This window comes from Micromonospora sp. SL1-18, assembly GCF_047921505.1.
Classification (GTDB): domain Bacteria; phylum Actinomycetota; class Actinomycetes; order Mycobacteriales; family Micromonosporaceae; genus Micromonospora.
Map to the genome: position 1 here is coordinate 106,066 of NZ_JBLROA010000009.1, position 11,850 is coordinate 117,915.

Below are 11,850 nucleotides of genomic sequence, written 5' to 3' on the forward strand. Positions count from 1 at the left end.
GGCCGGCGTTAATAGGGGGCCCTTGCTATGCCGTAGGCGTTAACAGGGGGCCCCTCCTTTCATCCAACGCCGGAGACGCCGATGAGGGTGCCGATGAAGTAGGTCGCGGTGGCGGCCAGGCCGCCGAGCAGGAGCTGCCGCAGGCCGCTGGACCACCAGGCGCGGTAGGTGAACCTTGCCACGACGGCGCCGGCCACGAAGAGCCCCACCCCGCCGACGCCGAGCGCCAGCCAGAGGCTGGTGAAGCCGAGCAGGTAGGTCAGCAGTGGCACCAGGGCGCCGATCGAGAAGCAGAGGAACGACGAGATCGCCGCCGCCCACGGGTTGGGCTGCTCGTCGGGGTCGATGCCCAACTCCTCCCGTACGTGCATGCGCAGCGCCTCTTCCGGGTTGTCCCGGACCGCCTCGGCCACCTGCGTGGCCAGGTCCCGGGGCAGCCCGCGGGCGACCCACGCCTCGGCCAGCTCGCGGGCCTCCGCCTCGGGGTGCCGTTCCAACTCGCGCCGTTCCTTGGCCACCTCGGCGGCCACCTGCTCGTTGGCCGACCGGACGCTGGTGTACTCCCCCAGCCCCATCGAGATGGCGCCGGCGACCAGGCCGGCGGCGCCGGTGAGCACGATGCTGCGCGGCGAGACGCCACCGCCACCGACGCCGGCGATCAGGGCGATGTTGGTGACCAGGCCGTCCATCGCGCCGAACACGGCCGGCCGCAGCCAGCCGCCGGACACGTCGGCGTGGTGCGCCTCGCGCAGCGCCGCGGGGGTGTCGGTCACGGCAGAGTCAGGATCTCGTGGCCGTCGTCGGTGACGACGATGGTGTGCTCGAACTGGGCCGTCCACTTGCGGTCCTTGGTGACCACCGTCCAGCCGTCGTCCCACATGTCGTACTGGTAGGTGCCGAGGGTGATCATCGGCTCGATGGTGAACGTCATGCCCGGCTCCATCACGTCGGTGGGACGCGGGCTGTCGTAGTGCGGCACGTAGAGGCCACTGTGGAAGGACTCGCCGATGCCGTGGCCGGTGAAGTCCCGGACCACCCCGTAGCCGAACCGCTTGGCGTACGACTCGATGACCCGGCCGATCACGTTGATCTGCCGGCCCGGGGCGACCGCCTTGATGCCGCGCATCATCGCCGCATGGGTCCGCTCGACCAGCAGGCGGGCCTCCTCGCTCACCTCGCCCACGCAGAAGGTCGCGTCGGTGTCCCCGTGCACCCCACCAAGGTACGCGGTGACATCGACGTTGATGATGTCACCGTCCTGGAGCACGGTCGTGTCCGGGATGCCGTGGCAGATCACCTCGTTGAGGCTGGTGCAGCAGGACTTCGGGAAGCCCTTGTAGCCCAGCGTCGACGGGTAGGCGCCGTGGTCGCAGAGGAACTCGTGGACCACCTTGTCGATCTCGTCGGTGGTCACCCCCGGCTTGCAGTGCTCACCCGCGAGCTGGGTGGCCTGGGCGGCGAGCCGGCCCGCGAGCCGCATCTTCTCGATGGTCTCCGGCGTCTGCACGTGCGAGCCGCGCCACTCCTGCGGACGCTTCTTGCCCACGTACTCGGGGCGCGGAATGTGGGCGGGCACCGCCCGCCACGGGGAGAGCGTGCCTGGGGTCAGCGGCGCACGGACGGTCATGACGACAGCCTATCGCCGCCCACCGGGGTGACCCCCGGCACGGCCCGCTCGCCGCGGTTGTTGCCGGCCGGCAAAGGGCTGTGCCATTGTTGCTACGTGGATCAAGGGGCCGCACCTCCCGTCTTCTCCGCTGTCGCGGAGGTCGACGGTGATCAGCTCCGGGTGGTGGTGACCGGCGAGGTCGACATGGCGACCGCCGACACCATGTACCAGACCGCGCTGCGGGAGCCCGCCCGCCACGTCACGCTCGACCTACGGGCGGTCACCTTCTTCGACTCGGCCGCGATCCACGCGGTGGTCCGGCTGGCCAAGCGGTTCCCCGGGGCGCTGGCCGTGCTGCCGTCCCGCCAGGTACGCCGGGTGCTGGAGGTCTCCGGCCTGGGCGACCAGAGCTGGCTGGCGGCCGCCTGAGCTGAGCCGCGCCGGCGCGGCTGATCAGTCGAGGCAGAACTCGTTGCCCTCGGGGTCGGCCAGCACGATGTGACCGGCGCCGAGCGGCGGAGCGGGCTCGTAGCGCCTGAGCCGGTTGGCGCCGTGGGCGACGAGCCGCTCGGCCTCCGCCTCCAGGGCCGCCATCCGCGCGTCGCCATGGAGCCCGGGGGCGGCTCGCACATCGAGGTGCACCCGGTTCTTGGCCTGCTTGCCCTCCGGCACCCGCTGGAAGAAAAGCCGCGGCCCGGAGCCGGCGGGGTCGATCACCGCCGAGGCGTCGTTGCGGCGCTCGGGCGGCACGCCCATCGCCGCCAGGGCCTGGTCCCACGACTGGAAGCCCGCGGGCGGGTCCTGCGGCTGGTAGCCGAGGGCCTCGGCCCAGAACGCGGCCAGCCCGGCCGGGTCGGCGCAGTCGAAAGTGATCTGGACGTCCCGGGCCATCTCAGCTTGCCTCCGGCCGGGTCTGCTGGTCTCGGAGCAGGGGGTTCCAGGTCTGGTCGGTCATGGCTCCAGCCTGCCGCATATAGCGGACAGGATTGTTCCTAGATCTGTGGAACGATGAGCGCGTGACCGTCGAGGCAACGACCGAGCGGGTGCTGCGGTTGCTGGCGCTGCTGCAGCGACGGCCGTCCTGGACCGCCGCCGAACTCGCCGCCGAACTGCGGGTCACCGACCGCTCGGTGCGCCGCGACGTGGAGCGGCTGCGCGCGCTCGGCTACCCCGTGCACGCGACGGCGGGCGTCGGCGGCGGCTACCAACTCGGCGCGGGCACCCGGCTGCCGCCGCTGCTCCTCGACGACGAGGAGGCGATCGCGACGGCGGTGTCCCTGCGGCTGGCGGCGGGGGGCACGGTCGCCGGGGCGGGCGAGGCGGCGCTGCGGGCGCTCGCGAAGCTGGACCAGGTGATGCCGCCACGGCTGCGCGCCGAGGTGCGGGCGGTGCACGACGCCACCGAGACCCTTGTCGGCCCCGGAGTCGAGATCGACGCGGAGCTGCTGGTGACGCTCGCGCGGGCCTGCCGCGACGCCGTGCGGGTGCGGTTCCGGTACGCCGGCCGCGACGGCGGGGAGCGCGAGCGCACGGTCGAGCCGGTGCGGATGGTCACCACCGGCCGCCGCTGGTACCTGATGGCCTGGGACGTCGACCGCGACGACTGGCGCACCTTCCGGCTGGACCGGATGCGCGAGGTGGTGGCGACGGCCTGGCGCTTCCGGGCGAGGGAGCATCCGGACCCGGTCGCGTACGTGCAGCGATCCGTGACCGAGACGCCGTACCGGTATCTCGCCCGGGTGCGGATGCACGCCCGGGCCGACCGGGTACGGGAGCTGGTGCCACCCCAGGTGGGGCGCGTCGAGGACGATCGCGACGGGTGGTGCGTGCTCGTCGTCGGCGGGGAGGACCTGGACTGGCTCGCCGTACAGGTGGCCCGGCTGGGCATCGAGGCGGAGGTGCTGGAGCCTCCGGAGCTGCGGGAGGCCGCCGCCCGGCTCGCCCGCCGGGTCGCCGCGATGGCCGGGACCGGCTGACGGACCCCGGTCAGCCCGTGCTCGACACCGTGCCGGTCGAGCTGTCGACGGCGCGGACGGTGCGGAGCAGGAAGCCGGGCAGGCAGAACTCCTGGCCGCCCCACGCCGCGGCCACGTCGATCTCCTCGATCGCCGTGTCGACCCACTCCGGTTCGGGGAAGCCCGCCCGCAGGAACTCCTCGGTCACGCCCCAGCCGTGACCCGCGTCCGGCGACACCGCGAGTACGAAAACGGTCGCGCCCGGCGCGGCGAGGCCCGGTAGCAGCGCGAGGTAGTCGTCCACCTCGCCACCGCCGCGCCGGTGCAGGCTGTGCAGCAGGCCGGAGTCGAACACCGAGTCGAACGGCGCCGACGGCGACGACAGCTCCGTGGCATCCTGGACCTCGAAGTGCACCGTCAGGCCCTCGCGGGCGGCCTTGGCGCGGGCCATGCCGACCGCCACGCGTGAGATGTCGACCGCCGTTACCTGGTAACCGCGGCGAGCGAGGGCGAGCGCGAGATCACCGGTGCCGCACCCGATGTCGAGCACCTTTGGGCCCGGCACCCCGTCGTCCAGCACCGCCGCGAGCGCCGGCTGCGGACCGCCGATGTCCCAGGGCGGCCCGCCCGTGTCGGCAGTGTCGCGGTAGAGCTCGTCGTAGTCGTTGTCGTCGATGGTGAAGCAGCCTACCGGGGAAGCTGCCAGCCGGCGGCACAGAGTCACCTCGGTGCCGTGGTCGGTCCGGGTCACGGTCAGCCCGCCGAGCGCCCGGATCAGCGCCAACCCACGGCCGCGGAAACTCGACCCGGTGGACTCCCGCCACCGGCCGCTGTCCCGGACCGTGGCCGTCACCGTACAGTCCTCGATCGTCACGGCCACGCCGATCACCGGCTCGGTCGGGTCAACCGGGTGCTCGATGGCGTTCGCGGCGGCCTCGGAGATCGCCACGGTGAGGTCGAACAGGTCGTGCTCGCCGACGCGGTGGGCGACCAGGAAGTCCTCCAGCAGCTTACGCAGCACGCTGAGCCGGGTCGGATCGGCCGGCAGCCGCAGCGCGAGGCGGTTCAACGTACCCATCTCACCGTCGGCGGCGAACGCCGCAGCCAGCAGCGGTGGAAGTTGCCTCACGGCTGTCCCCGACCGCGCCGCGTCCTCGCCCCCCTGGGCAGCGCCCATGCCGCCTCCCGCTCCGGTCATGTCCACGACGGCCAGCGCAACTCCGCCGGCCGTCCCCGCCTGGTACCCAGCCGGGGGAGCAACGTAACCGCAGGTCCGACGCGGGGTGCTGGTTACCTCCGCCTCATCCTGGCGTAACCCCCGGCCGGGCGCGAGCTGGGGCGGGCGCTGGTCGTCGTCGGGCCGGGCCGGGGCCGGTGATCTGGGTCACCCCGCCGCCGGCCCGCTGGTGGCGGCGCGGACCAGGGCGGCCACCGGCCGCGGGTCCGGGTCAACCTCCGGATGCCACTGCACGCCGAGCAGGAAGCGCCGCCCCGGGTCCTCGACCGCCTCCACCACCCCGTCGCCGGCCCAGCCGGTCACGGTCAGGCCGCCCGGGTCGGCCACCCCCTGGTGGTGGTACGAGTTGACCCGGTCCACCCCCGCCATCACCGTTCCGGCCAGGCTGCCCGGGGCGAACCGCACCGGGTGCGCGCCCCACACCCCGGGGGCCGGGCGGTGGCCGTCGTGGCCGATCACGTCCGGCAGATGCTGGTGCAGCGCGCCGCCGTGGGCGACCGCGAGCAACTGCATGCCCCGGCACACCCCGAGCACGGGCAGGTCGGCGGCGAGCGCGGCGGTCAGCAGCGCCAGCTCGCCGGCGTCCCGGTCCGGCCGGCTCTCGGTGCGCGGGTCGGGCGACCGGCCGTACCGCTCCGGGCCGATGTCGGCGCCGCCGGCCAGCAGCAGCCCGTCGAGGACCCGCAGCACGTCCGCGTCCGTGTCGTCCGGGGGCAGCACCACGGCCCGGCCGCCGGCGGCGGTCACCGCCCGGACGTACGCCTGCGGCACCAGCGCCGCCGGGACGTCTCGCCACACCGCCCAGCCGGCCGGCTCGACGTACGCGGTGATCCCGATCAGCGGCCGCCTCACAGGGCCGGCACCGTTCGCGACTGCGGGGCTCGCAAACCCGGCTCACTCCTCGCGCTCACAGGGGCGTGACGTAGGCGCCGGTGATCCCGCCGTCCACCACGAACTGGGCGGCGGTCATGAACGACGCGTCGTCGCTGGCCAGGAAGGCCACCGCGGCGGCGATCTCCTCCGGGTTGCCGAACCGGCCCATCGGCACGTGGACGAGGCGGCGGGCGGCCCGCTCCGGGTCCTTGGCGAACAGCTCCAGCAGCAGCGGGGTGGCGACCGGGCCGGGGCAGAGCGCGTTGACCCGGATGCCCTCCCGGGCGAACTGCACGCCCAGCTCCCGGGTCATCGCCAGCACCCCGCCCTTGCTCGCGGTGTACGCGATCTGCGAGGTCGCCGCGCCCATCAGCGCCACGAACGAGGCCGTGTTGATGATGGAGCCCTTGCCCTGCCGACGCATGTGCGGGATGGCGTACTTGCAGCACAGGTAGACGCTGGTGGTGTTGACCCGCAGCACCCGCTCCCAGGCGTCCAGCCCGGTGTCCAGGATCGAGTCGTCCTCAGGCGGGGAGATGCCGGCGTTGTTGAACGCGACGTCGACCCGGCCGTGCCGCTCGGCCACCCCGTCGAAAAGGCTCCGGACCGAGGCTTCGTCGGCCACGTCGCAGGCGACGAACTCGCCGCCCACCTCGTCGGCGGCCCGCTTGCCCGCCTCGGCGTCGATGTCGACGCAGACCACCCGCGCCCCCTCGGCGGCGAACCGCCGTACGGTGGCCAGCCCGATCCCGCTGCCCGCCCCGGTCACCACGGCCACCCGGTCCGTCAATCGACCCTGCATCTCACTCCTCCGTGCTGATGAACACGTTCTTGACGTCGGTGAAGGCGTGCAGCGCGTCCGGACCCAGCTCCCGGCCGAGCCCGGAGCGCTTCATCCCGCCGAACGGGGTCCAGTAGCGCACCGAGGAGTGCGAGTTGACGCTGAGGTTGCCGGACTCCACCGCCCGGGCCACCCGGACCGCCCGGCCCACGTCCCGGGTCCAGATCGAGCCGGAGAGGCCGTACTCGGTGTCGTTGGCGAGCCGGATCGCGTCCGCCTCGTCGTCGAACGGGAGCACCGACACCACCGGGCCGAAGATCTCCTCGCGCCAGTGCCGGTCCGCCGGGGAGTCTGCGAGCAGCACCGTCGGGGCGTACCAGAAGCCGGGGCCGTCGGGGCACGAGCCGGTGAAGGCGACCTTCGCCCCGTCGACGTACCCCGCGACCCGGCCCCGGTGGCCGGCGGAGATCAGCGGGCCCATCTCCGCGGTCTCGGCGGCCGGGTCCTCGACCCGGAACGCGCGCACGGCCGGTTCGAGCAGCTCCAGGAAGCGGTCGTACACCGGGCGCTGGACCAGGATCCGGGAGCGGGCGCAGCAGTCCTGGCCGGCGTTGTCGAAGACCGCGTACGGCGCGGTGGCCGCCGCCTTCTCAAGATCGGCGTCGGCGAAGACCAGGTTGGCGGACTTCCCGCCCAGCTCCAGGGTCACCCGCTTCACCTGGGCGGCGCAGCCAGCCATGATCCGGGTGCCGACCTCCGTGGAGCCGGTGAAGCACAGCTTGCGGACCGCCGGGTGGGTGACGAACCGCTCCCCCACCACGCTGCCCTTACCCGGCAGCACGGTGAAGACGTCCTCCGGCATGCCCGCCTGCAGGGCCAGCTCGGCCAGGCGCAGCGCGGTGAGCGGGGTCAGCTCGGCCGGCTTCAGCACGACGGTGTTCCCGGCGGCGAGCGCCGGGGCGAAACCCCAGCCGGCGATGGGCATCGGGAAGTTCCACGGCACGATCACGCCGACCACGCCGAGCGGCTCGTGGAAGGTGACGTCCAGCCCGCCGGGCACCGGGATCTGGCGCCCGGTGAGCCGCTCCGGCGCGCCCGCGTAGTAGTCCAGGACGTCCCGGACGTTGCCCGCCTCCCAGCGAGCGTTGCCGATGGTGTGCCCCGCGTTGCGCACCTCCAGTAGCGCCAACGCCTCCAGGTGCGCGTCCACCACCGCCGCGAACCGCCGCAGCAGCCGGCCCCGCTCCCCCGGCGCCACGTTCCGCCACGTCTCGTACGCCCGCCCCGCCCGCGCGATCGCCGCATCGGTCTCGGCTGCCGAGGTCGCGGCCACCTCCCGCAACACCTCCCCCGTCCCCGGGTTCCGCACCTCGGTCACGCGCAGTGGGGGGTCAGAGACGTTCGAAGCCACGGGTCAGCTCCCAGTCGGTGACGGCGGCGTCGAAGGCGGTCAGCTCGACGCGGGCGTGGTTGGCGTAGTGGGCGACCACCTCGGGGCCGAAGGCGTCCTTGGCGAGGGTGGAGCCTTCCCAGAGGGCGAGGGCGTCGCGGAGTGTCCCGGGCACCCGCTCGGCGGTGTCGTCGTCGTACGCGTTGCCGGTGCACTCGCCCTCAAGCTCCAGCTCCCGCTCGATGCCGTACACCGCCCCGGCCACCAACGCGGCGATCGCCAGGTACGGGTTGACGTCGGCACCGGGTGCCCGGTTCTCCACCCGCAGACCCGGGCCGTGCCCGACCAGCCGCAGTGCGCACGTACGGTTGTCGGTGCCCCAGCGCAGCGCGGTCGGCGCGAACGAGCCCGGCTGGTAGCGCTTGTAGGAGTTGACGTTCGGGGCGGAGAAGAGGCTGAACTCGCGCATGGTGGCGAGCAGCCCGGCCAGCACCCGCTGCCCGGTCAGGCTCAGGTGCGCCGGCCCGTCGCCGGGCAGCAGCGGACGGCCGTCGGCGTCGCGCAGCGAGAAGTGGATGTGGCAGGAGCTGCCCTCCCGGGCGTTCGGCTTGGCCATGAAGGTGATCGACATGCCCTCCTGGGCGGCGATCTCCTTCGCCCCGTTCTTGTAGACGACGTGGTGATCGGCGCACGCGAGGGCCTCGTCGTAGCGGAAGGCGATCTCGTGCTGGCCGAGGTTGCACTCGCCCTTGGCGCTCTCCGGGGTCAGTCCCGCTCCGGCCATCTCGGTGCGGATCCGGCGCAGCAGCGGCTCCACCCGGGCGGTGCCGAGCAGCGAGTAGTCCACGTTGTACTGGTTGGCCGGGGTCAGGTCGCGGTAGCCGCGCCGCCACGCCTCCTCGTACGAGTCGCGGTAGAGCACGAACTCCAGCTCGGTGCCGGCGTACGCGGTCAGCCCGTGCCTGGCCAGCCGGTCGAGCTGCCGGCGCAGGATCTGCCGGGGCGAGGCGACCACCGGGCCGGAGCCGTCCAGCCATTCCAGGTCGGCCAGAAGCAGGGCGCTGCCCGGCTGCCACGGCGTCCGGCGCAGGGTGTCCAGGTCGGGCTTGAACGCGAAGTCGCCGTAGCCGCGTGCCCAGCTGGTCATCGCGTACCCGTCGACGGTGTTCATCTCGACGTCGCAGGCGAGCAGGTAGTTGCAGCCCTCGCCGCCGTGCTCGACCACCTGGTCGAGGAAGTACGGGGCGTGGAACCGTTTGCCCTGGAGCCGGCCCTGCATGTCGGTCAGGGCCAGCACCACCGTGTCGATCTCACCCTCGGCGACCGCGGCCCGGAGGTGTTCCAGCGTGAGCGGGGCTTTCGTCATCGGCGCGCCTCCATGGGAAAGGTCTACTACCGAACCTTTGAATCCGTCAATGGGCGACTCTGACTTACCCGAGCAGACCGCGCCTACCCGAGCAGGCCGCGCAGCAACTCCGCCGTGGCGTCGCAGTGCTCCTCCATCACCAGCCGGGCGCCGTTCGGGTCGCCGGCCAGGATCGCGTCGACGATCCGGGTGTGCTGGGCGTCAGAGTGGTCGAGGTTTCGGGGGATCACCGGGATCGCGGCGAGAAGCCGGTCGAGGGTCAACTGCACGTCGGCGACGGCCGCGGCCAGCGACGGGCAGCCGCTGGCCGCCGCGATCGCCAGGTGCAGCCGGGAGTCCGCGACCCGCCGGTTGGCGGGATCGCGGTCGCGGGAGGCGGCCAGGGCGGCGACCAGGCCCTGCCGCTCGACCGCCGGCAGGCTGCGGTTGGCGGCCAGCCCGGCCGCACCCGATTCCAGTACGCGCCGGAAGTCGAGCGCGTCGGGCAGCCGGTCGCCCATCTCGCGAGCCAACTCCCCCGCGTCCGGGCGACCGCCGCCGGCACCGGGTACGGGCAGCGCCGAGCGGACGAAGGTCCCACCGGTTCGACCGCGCCGGGATTCCAGGTAGCCGGCGTCGCGCAGCGCCGCGATCGCCTCCCGCAGGGTCACCCGGCTGACCTGCAGCCGCTCGGCCAGTTCCCGCTCCGCGGGCAGCCGCTCGCCGACCCGGACCAGGCCCAGCTTGATCGCCTGGACAAGCCGGGCGACGGTGATCTCGAAGGCGTTGCCGCCGCGTACCGGGCGCCACACCGGGAAGGCCGGTACGGCGTCCGGCCTCGATGCCACGTCACCGCTCGGCCCCCGAGTGGCGTCGCCGCCCGGCTCGGCAGTCCCGGCATCGATCGGCATCGGCCGTCCCTTCCCCCTCCCCGTGGGTGGCGGGCGCCCATCGGGGTACCCGCCACCCGGGAAACCTACTCGGTGGCCGGGCGCCCACCGGAGCGCCCGCCACCCGCGCAAACTACTCGGTGGCCGGCTCCGTGGCGGGCTCGGCGCCCGTCGCCGGCTTGGGGATCACCGGATCCGGCACGTTGTGGCGGGGGCCGGTGAACCAGCGCCGGGCGCTGAGCACCCACCAGAGCCAGGCGCCGCCGAGCACGACGCCGACCGCGACGATCGTGTAGTTGAACGTGCTGGCGGTGATGGGGCTGCTGGTCGGCAGCACGAACAGGACGCAGATCACCGCGACCCAGACGACGGCGATCCACCCGACCGGCGCGCTCCACCGACCCAGGTTCCACGGACCGACTTGGAAGTCCGGCGTGCGCCGGCGCAGGAAGACCGGGGCCACGTACGCGATGTAGAGGCCGATCACCGCGATGGACGTGGCCGCCAGGTAGGCGGTGGTGTTCCAGAGCGACGGCAGGACGAGAAGCGTGGAGCAGGTGACGCAGAGCCAGATCGAGTTGGTCGGCGTGCCGGTGCGAGCGTTGACCCGCTTCCAGATCCCGGAGCCGGGCAGCGCACCGTCCCGGCTGAACGCGTAGGCCATCCGGGAGTTCGCGGTGACCGATGCCATGCCGCAGAAGAACTGGGCGACGACGCAGATGAAGAGCAGGAACGTGCCGAGGTCGTGCCCCACCGCGTCGATGAAGATCTGCGCCGGGGGCAGGCCCAGCGCGGTCATCCGCTCGGCCTCGTAGTCCTGGATGGACCAGGTGATGGCGAACAGGAGCACGAAGCCGGCGACCACCGAGACCACGACCGACATCACGATGCCGCGGGGCGCGGAGCGGGCGGCGTCGTGGGTCTCCTCCGCCACGTGGGCGCTGGCGTCGTAGCCGGTGTAGGTGTATTGCGCCATCAGGAGTCCGATGAGCACCGCGTACCCGGCCGCGCCGGCGAAGGTGAAGCCGGTCTCGTTGCGTACCTCGAGGAAGACCTCGGAGATGGGTTTGTGCTGGTCGGGCACGAACGCGAGGGCGGTGACGATGACCGCGACGCCGGCGAGGTGCCACCAGGCGCTGACGTCCGAGAACAGCCGTACGAGGTTGACGCCGAAGGTGTTGAGCAGGCCGTGCGCGGCGATGATCAGCAGGAAGATCAGGAAGGTGCGGCCCGCGGTCACCTCCATGTCGAAGGCGAGGCTCAGGAAGGCGGAGGTGGTGATCGCGGCACCGAAGTCGATCGCGGCGGTCACCGCCACCTCGCCGAGGAAGTTGAACCAGCCGACGAACCAGGCCCAGACCGCCTTGTTCCGCTTGGCGAGCGCGGCGGCCCACCAGTAGAGGGCCCCGGCGGTGGGATAGACCGAGCAGATCTCGGCCATGGCCAGCGCTACGAAGATCACCATGCCGCCGACGAAGAGCCAGCCGAGGGTGATCGCCATCGGCCGCCGGCCGTCATGGCGATGCCGTACGACGTGATCGCGCCGGCCAGGATCGAGATGATGGAGAACGAGACCGCGAAGTTGGAGAAGCCGGACAGCTTTCGGCGCAGTTCCTGCTTGTATCCCAGCTGCGCGAGCCGTTCCTCGTCTGAGACTTGGGAAGGTGGGGGTACTCCGTCCTCAATGGTTGAGCTCATCGGTGTCTCCCTTGAAGGGGGGTGAAGGCTGTGACCTGCGTCACCACCTGACGGGATGATGAGCCCACACCC

General features: G+C 72.6%; 13 protein-coding genes. 2 read left to right on the forward strand and 11 right to left on the reverse strand.

Annotated features, from left to right (window positions below; all coding sequences use genetic code 11):
- Positions 1-59: 59 nt before the first annotated feature.
- Both ACNAW0_RS06320 and map read right to left on the reverse strand, forming a co-directional pair.
- A complete protein-coding gene (locus tag ACNAW0_RS06320) occupies positions 60-773 on the reverse strand; it encodes a VIT1/CCC1 transporter family protein (RefSeq protein WP_416286761.1) in 714 nt (237 codons plus the stop codon).
- Positions 770-1,627: a type I methionyl aminopeptidase gene (gene map, locus ACNAW0_RS06325; RefSeq protein WP_416286762.1), complete on the reverse strand. Its 858-nt coding sequence runs from the start codon at positions 1,625-1,627 to the stop codon at positions 770-772. The genes ACNAW0_RS06320 and map overlap by 4 nt, the downstream gene beginning before the upstream one ends.
- Before the next feature lie 96 nt (positions 1,628-1,723).
- On the opposite strand from map, the gene ACNAW0_RS06330 reads away from it, so the two are divergent.
- Positions 1,724-2,038, forward strand: coding sequence for an STAS domain-containing protein (locus ACNAW0_RS06330; protein WP_416286763.1), 315 nt, complete (start codon positions 1,724-1,726; stop codon positions 2,036-2,038).
- A gap of 24 nt (positions 2,039-2,062) precedes the next feature.
- Here the strand turns inward: ACNAW0_RS06330 and ACNAW0_RS06335 are convergent, their stop codons facing one another.
- Positions 2,063-2,500 carry a VOC family protein gene (locus tag ACNAW0_RS06335; protein ID WP_416286764.1) on the reverse strand — a complete coding sequence of 146 codons (438 nt, stop codon included), beginning with the start codon at positions 2,498-2,500 and terminating at the stop codon, positions 2,063-2,065.
- A gap of 125 nt (positions 2,501-2,625) precedes the next feature.
- On the opposite strand from ACNAW0_RS06335, the gene ACNAW0_RS06340 reads away from it, so the two are divergent.
- Positions 2,626-3,585, forward strand: coding sequence for a helix-turn-helix transcriptional regulator (locus ACNAW0_RS06340; protein ID WP_416286765.1), 960 nt, complete (start codon positions 2,626-2,628; stop codon positions 3,583-3,585).
- A gap of 10 nt (positions 3,586-3,595) precedes the next feature.
- Here ACNAW0_RS06340 and ACNAW0_RS06345 read toward each other — a convergent pair whose 3' ends face one another.
- The 8 genes from ACNAW0_RS06345 to ACNAW0_RS06380 form a co-directional block, all read right to left on the reverse strand.
- On the reverse strand, positions 3,596-4,693 hold the full coding sequence (locus tag ACNAW0_RS06345) for a methyltransferase domain-containing protein (protein WP_416286766.1): 1,098 nt from the start codon (positions 4,691-4,693) through the stop codon (positions 3,596-3,598).
- A gap of 255 nt (positions 4,694-4,948) precedes the next feature.
- On the reverse strand, positions 4,949-5,653 hold the full coding sequence (locus tag ACNAW0_RS06350) for a gamma-glutamyl-gamma-aminobutyrate hydrolase family protein (RefSeq protein WP_416286767.1): 705 nt from the start codon (positions 5,651-5,653) through the stop codon (positions 4,949-4,951).
- A 55-nt stretch (positions 5,654-5,708) separates the two neighbouring features.
- Complete coding sequence (locus ACNAW0_RS06355) at positions 5,709-6,476, reverse strand: 3-oxoacyl-ACP reductase (protein WP_416286768.1); 768 nt, start codon at positions 6,474-6,476, stop codon at positions 5,709-5,711.
- 1 nt (position 6,477) lies between these two features.
- Positions 6,478-7,833, reverse strand: a complete 1,356-nt coding sequence (locus ACNAW0_RS06360; RefSeq protein ID WP_416286769.1) for an aldehyde dehydrogenase family protein — start codon at positions 7,831-7,833, stop codon at positions 6,478-6,480.
- A gap of 13 nt (positions 7,834-7,846) precedes the next feature.
- A complete protein-coding gene (locus ACNAW0_RS06365) occupies positions 7,847-9,211 on the reverse strand; it encodes a glutamine synthetase family protein (protein WP_416286770.1) in 1,365 nt (454 codons plus the stop codon).
- Between the two features lie 83 nt (positions 9,212-9,294).
- Positions 9,295-10,101 carry a FadR/GntR family transcriptional regulator gene (locus tag ACNAW0_RS06370; RefSeq protein WP_416286771.1) on the reverse strand — a complete coding sequence of 269 codons (807 nt, stop codon included), beginning with the start codon at positions 10,099-10,101 and terminating at the stop codon, positions 9,295-9,297.
- A 112-nt stretch (positions 10,102-10,213) separates the two neighbouring features.
- Entirely contained in the window at positions 10,214-11,581 is a 1,368-nt protein-coding gene (locus ACNAW0_RS06375; RefSeq protein ID WP_416286772.1) for an amino acid permease, read from the reverse strand.
- Positions 11,539-11,778: a hypothetical protein gene (locus ACNAW0_RS06380; protein ID WP_416286773.1), complete on the reverse strand. Its 240-nt coding sequence runs from the start codon at positions 11,776-11,778 to the stop codon at positions 11,539-11,541. The genes ACNAW0_RS06375 and ACNAW0_RS06380 overlap by 43 nt, the downstream gene beginning before the upstream one ends.
- Positions 11,779-11,850: the final 72 nt, after the last annotated feature.

What these genes read in the sequence shown, in the direction of transcription:
- ACNAW0_RS06370 (WP_416286771.1), bottom strand. Translation starts at nt 10,101, where the DNA reads ATGCCGATCGATGCCGGGACTGCCGAGCCGGGCGGCGACGCCACTCGG.
- ACNAW0_RS06365 (WP_416286770.1), bottom strand. Translation starts at nt 9,211, where the DNA reads ATGACGAAAGCCCCGCTCACGCTGGAACACCTCCGGGCCGCGGTCGCC.
- ACNAW0_RS06375 (WP_416286772.1), bottom strand. Translation starts at nt 11,581, where the DNA reads ATGGCGATCACCCTCGGCTGGCTCTTCGTCGGCGGCATGGTGATCTTC.
- ACNAW0_RS06335 (WP_416286764.1), bottom strand. Translation starts at nt 2,500, where the DNA reads ATGGCCCGGGACGTCCAGATCACTTTCGACTGCGCCGACCCGGCCGGG.
- ACNAW0_RS06355 (WP_416286768.1), bottom strand. Translation starts at nt 6,476, where the DNA reads ATGCAGGGTCGATTGACGGACCGGGTGGCCGTGGTGACCGGGGCGGGC.
- ACNAW0_RS06380 (WP_416286773.1), bottom strand. Translation starts at nt 11,778, where the DNA reads ATGAGCTCAACCATTGAGGACGGAGTACCCCCACCTTCCCAAGTCTCA.
- map (WP_416286762.1), bottom strand. Translation starts at nt 1,627, where the DNA reads ATGACCGTCCGTGCGCCGCTGACCCCAGGCACGCTCTCCCCGTGGCGG.